Genomic DNA, 8,500 nt, shown 5'->3' on the forward strand with positions numbered 1-8,500 from the left:
TAATTTTGAAGGTGCAGATACATCTAATCTAAATGTTGAGATGATCTGTTCTCCTACATTATATTCTGTTTGATTTCCTACTATATGACCTTGTAAACTAACTTTATTTTCAGTTGTTGGTTGTGTTTGATCAGAAGTCGCTAATGTACTATTTGAAGTACCAGCTTCTCTTGTATTAGCTACAGATTCTGTTGTTGAACTCGGTTGGTTTGTTGCAGAAACTGGTACATATGTAATTTTATATTTATTTTCCCCAATAGGTTGTAAGTTTGTTGCAGTAAATCCAGAATAATCTTTCTTTAATTGATCAAGATTTTCTGAAAATTTTGATTTTAAAATAGCTACATCTTCTACTACTCCACCTGGTTTCTCATGAGTCACCATTACAAATTCTTGCGTATCTGCTACTACTGAATTACCGGTTCCAGTTCTGTTGTAACCACTATCTGTTACACTAGCTTCAACATGATAACCAAAAAAGAAGCCGGCTCCAACTACTACACTAGCAACTCCGACCCTTAATTTTTTTATAGCATATTTTTCAAATTTCCTACCAAACTTTTTTTGATTCATAAATTGATTATTTTTACCTAACATTGTTCACCTCAAAATAATATAGATAAACCTAATTCTACCCCCCCCGATAATTTCTGTCAAATATTTTCACTTGAAAAATATATAAATTATTGATAAATATGAAATTTCTAGAGACTTGTTTGTCACAGAATGAACTCATTCAAGAAAACTAAAAAAAGAGTGAGATTTCTCTCACTCCTCATCATTTCAAATTATAGTTTTGAAACAGCTTCTTCAACTAAAGATTCAACTTCTTGTACAGTTGCACATTCATTAATTGCTTTATCTGCTAATGCTTTCATTTCTTCTAATGTTAATTTAGAAATTAAGCTACGTGTTTTTAATACACTTGATGCAGACATTGAGAACTCATCTAAGCCTAAACCGACAAGTAATGGTACAGCTGTTTGATCTCCAGCCATTTCTCCACACATTCCAGCCCATTTACCTTCTTTATGTGCTGAATCAATTACATGTTTAATTAATGTTAAGATTGATGGATTATATGGTTGGTATAAGTATGAAACGCGTTCATTCATACGGTCAGCAGCCATTGTATATTGGATTAAGTCGTTTGTTCCAATACTGAAGAAATCAACTTCTTTTGCGAATTGATGTGCTAATACTGCTGCTGCAGGAATTTCAATCATAATTCCCACTTGAATGTCATCGCTCACTGCAACACCTTCTGCAACTAATTTAGCTTTTTCTTCTTCTAATAATGCTTTTGCACCACGGAAATCGTTTAATGTCGCAATCATTGGGAACATGATACGCAATTTTCCATAAACTGATGCACGTAACAATGCACGTAATTGTGTACGGAACATTTCGGGTTCATTTAATGAGATACGAATCGCACGGTATCCTAAGAATGGATTCATTTCGTGTGGTAAAGGTAAGTATGGTAATTCTTTATCCCCACCGATGTCCATTGTACGAACAACAACAGGTTTACCATTCATTCCTTCTAATACAGCTTTGTATGCTTCAAATTGATCTTCTTCAGTTGGCATATCATGAGAATCCATGTATAAGAATTCTGTACGGTATAAACCAACACCTTCAGCACCATTATGGATTACTCCTTCTAAATCTTTTGGAGTTCCAATGTTTGCTGCTAATTCAACTTGATGACCATCTTTTGTAAATGTATCAGCATCTTTTAATTTTTCCCATTCAGCTTGTTGTGCTGCAAATGCTTCTGCTTTTGCACGGTATTCAGCAACTACATCTTCAGAAGGGTTTAAGAATACATCTCCTGATAAACCGTCGATAATGATTAAATCACCATCTTTAGCTAAAAATGTAATTTCTTTTGTACCTACAATAGCAGGAATTTCTAATGAACGAGCCATAATCGCTGAGTGAGAAGTACGTCCACCGATATCTGTTACGAAAGCTTTAACATATTTACGATTTAATTGAGCTGTATCACTCGGAGTTAAGTCTCCAGCTACAACTACTACTTCATCTTTGATTGTAGCAGGGCTAGGGATTTTAACACCTAATAAATTCGCTAAAATACGTTTTGAAACGTCACGAATATCAGCTGCACGTTCTTGCATATATGGATTATCTTCCATACCTGCAAAAATGCTAATAAACATATCTGAAACTTCTTTTAAAGCATGTTCGGCATTAACTTTTTGAGAAGTGATCGCATCTTTTACTTGACCTACTAATTCAGGGTCACTTAATACCATTAAGTGAGCTTCAAATACTTGAGCTTCTTCTTCACCAAGATTTTTTAATGCGGTTTCTTTAATTAATTCAATCTCTTTTGTAGAAACTTCTAAAGCTTTTTCTAAACGAGAGATTTCATTTTCTGTATCTTCTACACTTACTTTTGAAAAACTTAAATCTGGTTCTGTTAATGTATAAACTTTTGCGATTGCAATTCCATCACTGGCTGCAATACCTTGTAAAGTTGGTTTCATATTACTCAGCTAATCCTTCTTTTCTCATTGTTTCATCGATTCCAGCAATTGCATCTGCTGCATCTTCACCATCAGCTGTAATTACTACGTCAGCACCTTGACCAACACCTAATGACATAACACCCATGATTGATTTTAAGTTAACAGATTTACCTTTGTATTCTAATTGAATGTCTGAAGCAAATTTGCTAGCTGTTTGAACTAATAAAGTTGCTGGACGAGCGTGAATTCCTGTTTCTGCAATTACGTGATATTCTTTCTTTTCCATGAAAAAAACTCCTTTAAAAATAAAATTTTATTAAGGACTGTAATAGTTACTAATTTCTTAGCAAACGTATACACTCCTCTTATTTAGTTAGGTTACCATGTTTTTATGAATTTAACAACTATTTCTATTCAGTTTTTAATAAATTTTTTATCATCATTTGCGCTTTTATCTTCTAAATTATGTTTTTTCATTTTTTTGAATTTTAATAATGAATTTTTCAGAAAAAAAGAGTATAATAATAGAAAGAGATTCCAGTAAAGGGTGTATGAAAATGAAATTAATTGATATTACAAATAGTCATTTAAAACTAGTTAAAGAACAATTAGCGAATACAGATGCTTTTTTTGTCAAAGTGTATTCTTTAGGTCAAACAACTGTCATTTACGAGGATGCTGCTACTCATAAAGATGTTCTTATTATTAACCATAAACGTAAAATAAAACAAACAGAAATTGATTTTGTAGTTCATAGATTATTACATACTACATCTGAAAATTTAGATATCATTCATGCTAATAGTTTTGTAGAAATTAGTATACCTGTTGAAAAGCCAAAATCAGACTTTTCTTAATCCTTACATGAATAGATAGAACACCTATACTGACCATCATTCATCAAAAAAATAATACGAGATTGCTCCTAAACAATCTCGTATCTTTCTTTTTTATGCTAGTTGATTTCTCCACTCTAATAATTTTTCAACATCATCTTGGTGAATAAAATCCGATGCCACTGCTTCTTCTACTAATACTGGGTAATTTGTTAATGTGACATATTCCACTTCTGCCTGCGAAAAGGCTTCATGAGCTTTCTTTAATTCATAACTAAAAATTGCTACAACTCCTAAGACTTCAGCTCCTGCTTCTCTTAAAGCTTTTGCTACTTTTAGAGATGATAAGCCTGTAGAAATTAAATCTTCGATAATGACTACCTTTTGCCCTTCTAATACCCTTCCTTCAATTTGATTGGTTTTCCCATGTTTTTTTGCAGAATCTCTTACATAAATCATTGGTAAATCTAATAACTCGCTTACCCAAGCTGCATGTGGAATTCCTGCTGTTGCCGTTCCAGCTACGACCTCAATTGCTGGATATTTTTCTTTTATAACTTCTACCATCCCTAAAGCAATTTCTCTACGAATAGTTGGATAAGACATTGTAATACGATTATCACAATAAATTGGAGATTTAATGCCTGATGTCCAAGTAAAATAATTATTTGGTCTTAATGCTACAGCTTCAATCGCTAATAATTCTTTAGCAAGTTTACGTTCTAATGTCATATTCTTCTCCTTTAATTTGTAAATTGTTCTTGAATAAAATGATACACTTCTACAGGATTTGGCGCTTTTGTAATAGAACGCCCTACAACGATATGTGTACTTCCTTCAAGACTAGCAACTTTAGGAGTTGCTACACGTTTTTGATCGCCTACTTCATCTGTTTCAAGACGAATTCCTGGAGTCACTTTTAAGAAATCAGCGCCACAATTTTCTGTAATTTTTCCAGCTTCCCAAACAGATGAAACCACTCCATCTAAGCCAGCTTGTTTTGCTAATTTTGCATAATGAATCACACTTTCCTCTAAAGAAAGAGGGATACATTGATACTCTTTCATATCTTGTTCTGAAGTAGAAGTTAATTGAGTAATGGCAATAACATTTGTGTCAAAGCTTCCACCATCTAACATTCCCTGTTTAGCTGCTTTCAACATTTCGTAGCCACCTGCAGCATGTACGGTTAAAATATCCACATGAAACTGAGCCAATCCTTTTGCAGCCCCATAAACCGTATTAGGAATATCATGTAATTTCAAGTCCAAAAAGATTTTATGTCCTAATTTTTTAATTTGCTCAACAACTACTTGTCCATTTTGTAAATATAATTCTAGTCCTATTTTTACAAATAATTTCTCGTCTCCAAATTGTTCTAAAAATTTTAATGAGTCCTCTACTGTTGGAAAATCTAATGCAACAATGACTTCTTTTTTCATCCTACCACTCCTTATTTATAAGCTCGTCCACGTAACTCTAGTAGATGATGCACTCCCAATTCATCAAGAGCAGCTTCTAATCGATCAATAATTTTTGGACAAACATACGGATCTGTAAAGTTTGCTGTTCCAACTGCTACCGCACTAGCTCCAGCTGAAATGAAATCAATCACATCCCATTCATCCATAATACCGCCCATTCCAATAATAGGGATATTAACTGCTTGCGACACTAAATAGACCATTCGAATGGCTACCGGTTTAATTGCTGGACCAGATAATCCACCCGTTATATTAGCAAGAATTGGTTTTCCTGTTTTTCTATCTAAACGTATCCCAACTAATGTATTAATCATCGTAATTCCATCTGCTCCACCTTCTTCAACGGCTTTTGCCATCGAAACAATATCTGTTACATTAGGAGATAATTTGACATAGACAGGTACACTAGATGCCGCTTTTACTTTTTCTGTTAATGTTCTTGCAATACATGAATCTGTTCCAAACTGAATCCCTCCATGCTTCACATTAGGACAAGAAATATTTAATTCTAATGCATGGACATTCGGTGCTTTACTAATGTGTTGTGTAACATATACATAATCCTCAATTTCACTACCTGCGACATTCGCAATAATTGGAACATCATATTTTTCTAATGCTTTTAATTTTGTTTCCATAATTTCATGTACACCAGGATTTTGTAAGCCAATCGCATTTAACATTCCACTAGAAGTTTCTGCTACACGAGGAGTTGGATTTCCAAAGCGTGGTTCTTTAGTTGCAGCTTTTATCATAATGGCGCCTAATTTACTTAAATCATAAAAATGAGCATATTCTAAGCCAAATGCAAAGCACCCAGAAGCTGGCATTATTGGATTCTTCAAATCCAAACCTGGTAATTTCACTCTTAATCTATCGCTCATCATTTCCTCCTATAATGCTATTTCTCTAGTATCATAAACTGGTCCATCATAACAAACTCTAGAAATACTACCGTCTATTTTTTCACAAACACAGGCATAACAAGCTCCTACTCCACAAGCCATTCGCTCTTCTAACGATATATACCCCATTTTTTCCTCATCCATTTGGGTTAAAGCTTTTAACATTGCAAATGGACCACAACTAAAATATTTATGATAATCTAAGGCATATTTTTTTATCACATCTGTTACAAAACCTTTTTCACCATAACTACCATCAGCAGTTGCGATATACGTTTTTCCAAGTTGTACAAATTCATCTTCATAAAAAACATCTTTTTGATTATTAAAACCTAATATATGAATGGTTTGGATTCCTTTTTTCTGAAATTGTTTCGCTAATTCATATAATGGAGGAACTCCAATTCCACCTCCAACTATTAGAGCTGTTTGTCCTTCTTCTAAAACCTCTAAATCATAACCTTTTCCCAGTGGACCTAAGATATCTACTATTTCTCCTTCTTTTAGTTCAGAGATAATCGTTGTTCCTGCACCATCTGCACGATAGACAATAACAAATGATTGTTTTTCATGATTAATCTCGCAAATGGAAATTGGTCTTCTTAATAAAAATTCATAGCTATTATTCACTTTAATATTGACGAATTGTCCAGGTGTCGTCATTTCTTGAACGATGTCCCCCTGCAATTCCATTCGAAATATTTTATCCGCAATTTTTTCATTACTGATAACCCTTGTCATATAAGTATCCATACAAATACTCCTTTGCCATTTTTTCATTTGCTTATTAACTATCAAAATCATTCATAACTATAATTCTGAGAAAACTTCCTTATCTTGATACGCAATTCTTCCTTCACATAAAGTTAACACTGGAATCCCATATATTTTCTCACCAATATAAGGAGTATTACGTCCTTTTGATAAAAATTGATTTGGATCAATCTCCATTGATTTTTCTAAATCAATAACGACTAAATCTGCGAATCCATTTTCTTTTAATCGACCATATGGTAATCCAAAGGTATCTGCTACATTTTCACTCATCTTCTTCACTAGAAAATCTAATGAAAAAACTCCTGGTTTAACAAATTTTGTATAAAGTTGACTAAAAGCTGTTTCACTACCAACAATTCCAAATGCTGCTTTTGTCATTGTTAATTCCTTTTCGTGTGGTGCATGAGGTGCATGGTCTGTAGCAATTACATCAATGGTTCCATCTAATAGTCCCGAAATCAAAGCATTGCGATCTTCAGCAGATCTTAATGGTGGATTCATTTTCCACATTCCATTGTCTTCTGGAATATCCATTTCATTACTTAATAAATGATGAGGACATACTTCACACGTCACATTAATCCCAGCAGCTTTTGCATCTCTCACGACTCTGACTGATTCTTTTGTAGAAACATGACAAACATGGTAATGACAACCTGTTGCTTCTGCTAACAACACATCTCGAGCAATTTGAACACTTTCGCAAACCGATGGAATACCTGGTAATTGCAATTCTCTACTTCTTCTTCCACAGTGCATACAACCACCACGAATGAGGGAATTATCTTCACAATGAGCCACAATCGCTTTATCAAGACTTGCAGCAACTTTCATTGATTCAAACATCATATTCGCATCTTGAACTCCACGACCATCATCACTAAAAGCAAATACGTAATTTGCTAATTCTTTAAAATCAGCATATTCCTTTCCTTGCTCTCCTTTTGTAATTGCTCCAAAAGGAATGGCACGAATCACTGAATCACATTCAATAATATCTAATTGTAATTTTAAATTTTCATAACAATCTGGAACAGGATTTAAGTTTGGCATTGGCATCGCAGTCGTAAATCCGCCACGTGCTGCAGCTCTAGATGCATGGTAAATTGTTTCCTTATATTCAAAACCAGGTTCTCTCCAATGGACATGAACATCGATAAATCCAGGAGAAATAAATTTTCCTTTTAAATCTAGAACTTTTGCTTCAGCATTTTCAATTGAATCAGCTATTTTAAGAATTCTATCATTTTCGATTAAAATATCTTTATCAACCAAAATCCCCTGTTCTAAGATTTGACCATTTTTTAAAAGTAACATTTGCTTCTCCTCTTTTACAATTGATTGTCTTTAATAACTTTTTCAATCATTGCTTGTCTCATAAACATTCCATTTTTCATTTGTTCAAAAATTACTGATTTTGGAGCTTCTACTAATTCAGATGCAATTTCTACATCACGATTGACTGGAGCTGGGTGCATTACAATGGCTGTTTCTTTTAATTTTTCATATCTTTGCGGTGTTAATCCATATTGTTCATGGTATTCTTCTTTTGTTAAGCCCATTTTTTCAGCATGTCTTTCATGTTGTACTCTTAATAACATACATACATCCACTTCACCAATAACTTCATCAAAATTCACTACTTCTCCGAGCGTTTCATCTTTATAAATGTCTGGGCATACAAAACGAACTTTTGCTCCTAATCTTGTTAACATCCGATAATTACTTTTAGCTACTCGAGAATTTTTGATATCCCCAGCAATAATAATATTTAAGTTTTCAAAAGTTCCAAATTTTTCATACATCGTCATTAAATCTAATAAACATTGGCTAGGATGTTCTCCACTACCATCTCCACCATTTAAGATTGGAATGTTTAAATTTTTCAAATCTTCATAATAAGCATTTTGACTATGACGAATCACTAATAGATTACAACCTAACATTTCTAAAGTTTTACAAGTATCGTATAATGTTTCACCTTTATTCACAGAAGAAGT

The 8,500-nt window shown here is 33.5% G+C and carries 10 protein-coding genes; 1 reads left to right on the top strand and 9 read right to left on the bottom strand.

Annotated features, from left to right (window positions below):
• From RYL55_RS07780 to RYL55_RS07790, 3 genes are all read right to left on the bottom strand, one after another.
• Window positions 1-597 (bottom strand): YSIRK-type signal peptide-containing protein (locus RYL55_RS07780; protein WP_315008437.1); only part of this gene is annotated, 597 nt, incomplete at its 3' end.
• A 191-nt stretch (window positions 598-788) separates the two neighbouring features.
• Entirely contained in the window at window positions 789-2,516 is a 1,728-nt protein-coding gene (ptsP, locus tag RYL55_RS07785; RefSeq protein ID WP_315008439.1) for a phosphoenolpyruvate--protein phosphotransferase, read from the bottom strand.
• Between the two features lies 1 nt (window position 2,517).
• Window positions 2,518-2,784, bottom strand: a complete 267-nt coding sequence (locus tag RYL55_RS07790; protein WP_314113263.1) for a phosphocarrier protein HPr — start codon at window positions 2,782-2,784, stop codon at window positions 2,518-2,520.
• A gap of 271 nt (window positions 2,785-3,055) precedes the next feature.
• Between RYL55_RS07790 and RYL55_RS07795 the strand changes: the two genes are divergently transcribed.
• Entirely contained in the window at window positions 3,056-3,355 is a 300-nt protein-coding gene (locus tag RYL55_RS07795) for a DUF1827 family protein (protein ID WP_315008441.1), read from the top strand.
• A gap of 93 nt (window positions 3,356-3,448) precedes the next feature.
• On the opposite strand, the gene pyrE is transcribed toward RYL55_RS07795, so the two are convergent.
• From pyrE to RYL55_RS07825, 6 genes are all read right to left on the bottom strand, one after another.
• Window positions 3,449-4,066, bottom strand: coding sequence for an orotate phosphoribosyltransferase (gene pyrE, locus RYL55_RS07800; RefSeq protein WP_315008443.1), 618 nt, complete (start codon window positions 4,064-4,066; stop codon window positions 3,449-3,451).
• Between the two features lie 11 nt (window positions 4,067-4,077).
• The gene (gene pyrF, locus RYL55_RS07805) at window positions 4,078-4,776 is read right to left on the bottom strand and encodes an orotidine-5'-phosphate decarboxylase (protein ID WP_315008445.1); all 699 of its coding nucleotides are present in this window, start codon (window positions 4,774-4,776) and stop codon (window positions 4,078-4,080) included.
• A gap of 11 nt (window positions 4,777-4,787) precedes the next feature.
• A complete protein-coding gene (locus RYL55_RS07810) occupies window positions 4,788-5,702 on the bottom strand; it encodes a dihydroorotate dehydrogenase (protein WP_315008447.1) in 915 nt (304 codons plus the stop codon).
• Between the two features lie 9 nt (window positions 5,703-5,711).
• Window positions 5,712-6,527: a dihydroorotate dehydrogenase electron transfer subunit gene (locus RYL55_RS07815; protein WP_315008449.1), complete on the bottom strand. Its 816-nt coding sequence runs from the start codon at window positions 6,525-6,527 to the stop codon at window positions 5,712-5,714.
• A 6-nt stretch (window positions 6,528-6,533) separates the two neighbouring features.
• On the bottom strand, window positions 6,534-7,817 hold the full coding sequence (locus tag RYL55_RS07820; protein ID WP_315008451.1) for a dihydroorotase: 1,284 nt from the start codon (window positions 7,815-7,817) through the stop codon (window positions 6,534-6,536).
• 14 nt (window positions 7,818-7,831) lie between these two features.
• The coding region (locus tag RYL55_RS07825; protein ID WP_315008452.1) for an aspartate carbamoyltransferase catalytic subunit at window positions 7,832-8,500 on the bottom strand (669 nt) is incomplete at its 5' end.

Source organism: uncultured Granulicatella sp., assembly GCF_963515615.1.
Lineage (GTDB): Bacteria > Bacillota > Bacilli > Lactobacillales > Aerococcaceae > Granulicatella.

Coding starts and splice junctions, on each gene's coding strand:
- ptsP (WP_315008439.1), bottom strand. CDS start 2,516: ATGAAACCAACTTTACAAGGTATTGCAGCCAGTGATGGAATTGCAATC.
- RYL55_RS07790 (WP_314113263.1), bottom strand. CDS start 2,784: ATGGAAAAGAAAGAATATCACGTAATTGCAGAAACAGGAATTCACGCT.
- RYL55_RS07795 (WP_315008441.1), top strand. CDS start 3,056: ATGAAATTAATTGATATTACAAATAGTCATTTAAAACTAGTTAAAGAA.
- pyrE (WP_315008443.1), bottom strand. CDS start 4,066: ATGACATTAGAACGTAAACTTGCTAAAGAATTATTAGCGATTGAAGCT.
- pyrF (WP_315008445.1), bottom strand. CDS start 4,776: ATGAAAAAAGAAGTCATTGTTGCATTAGATTTTCCAACAGTAGAGGAC.
- RYL55_RS07810 (WP_315008447.1), bottom strand. CDS start 5,702: ATGAGCGATAGATTAAGAGTGAAATTACCAGGTTTGGATTTGAAGAAT.
- RYL55_RS07815 (WP_315008449.1), bottom strand. CDS start 6,527: ATGATTTTGATAGTTAATAAGCAAATGAAAAAATGGCAAAGGAGTATT.
- RYL55_RS07820 (WP_315008451.1), bottom strand. CDS start 7,817: ATGTTACTTTTAAAAAATGGTCAAATCTTAGAACAGGGGATTTTGGTT.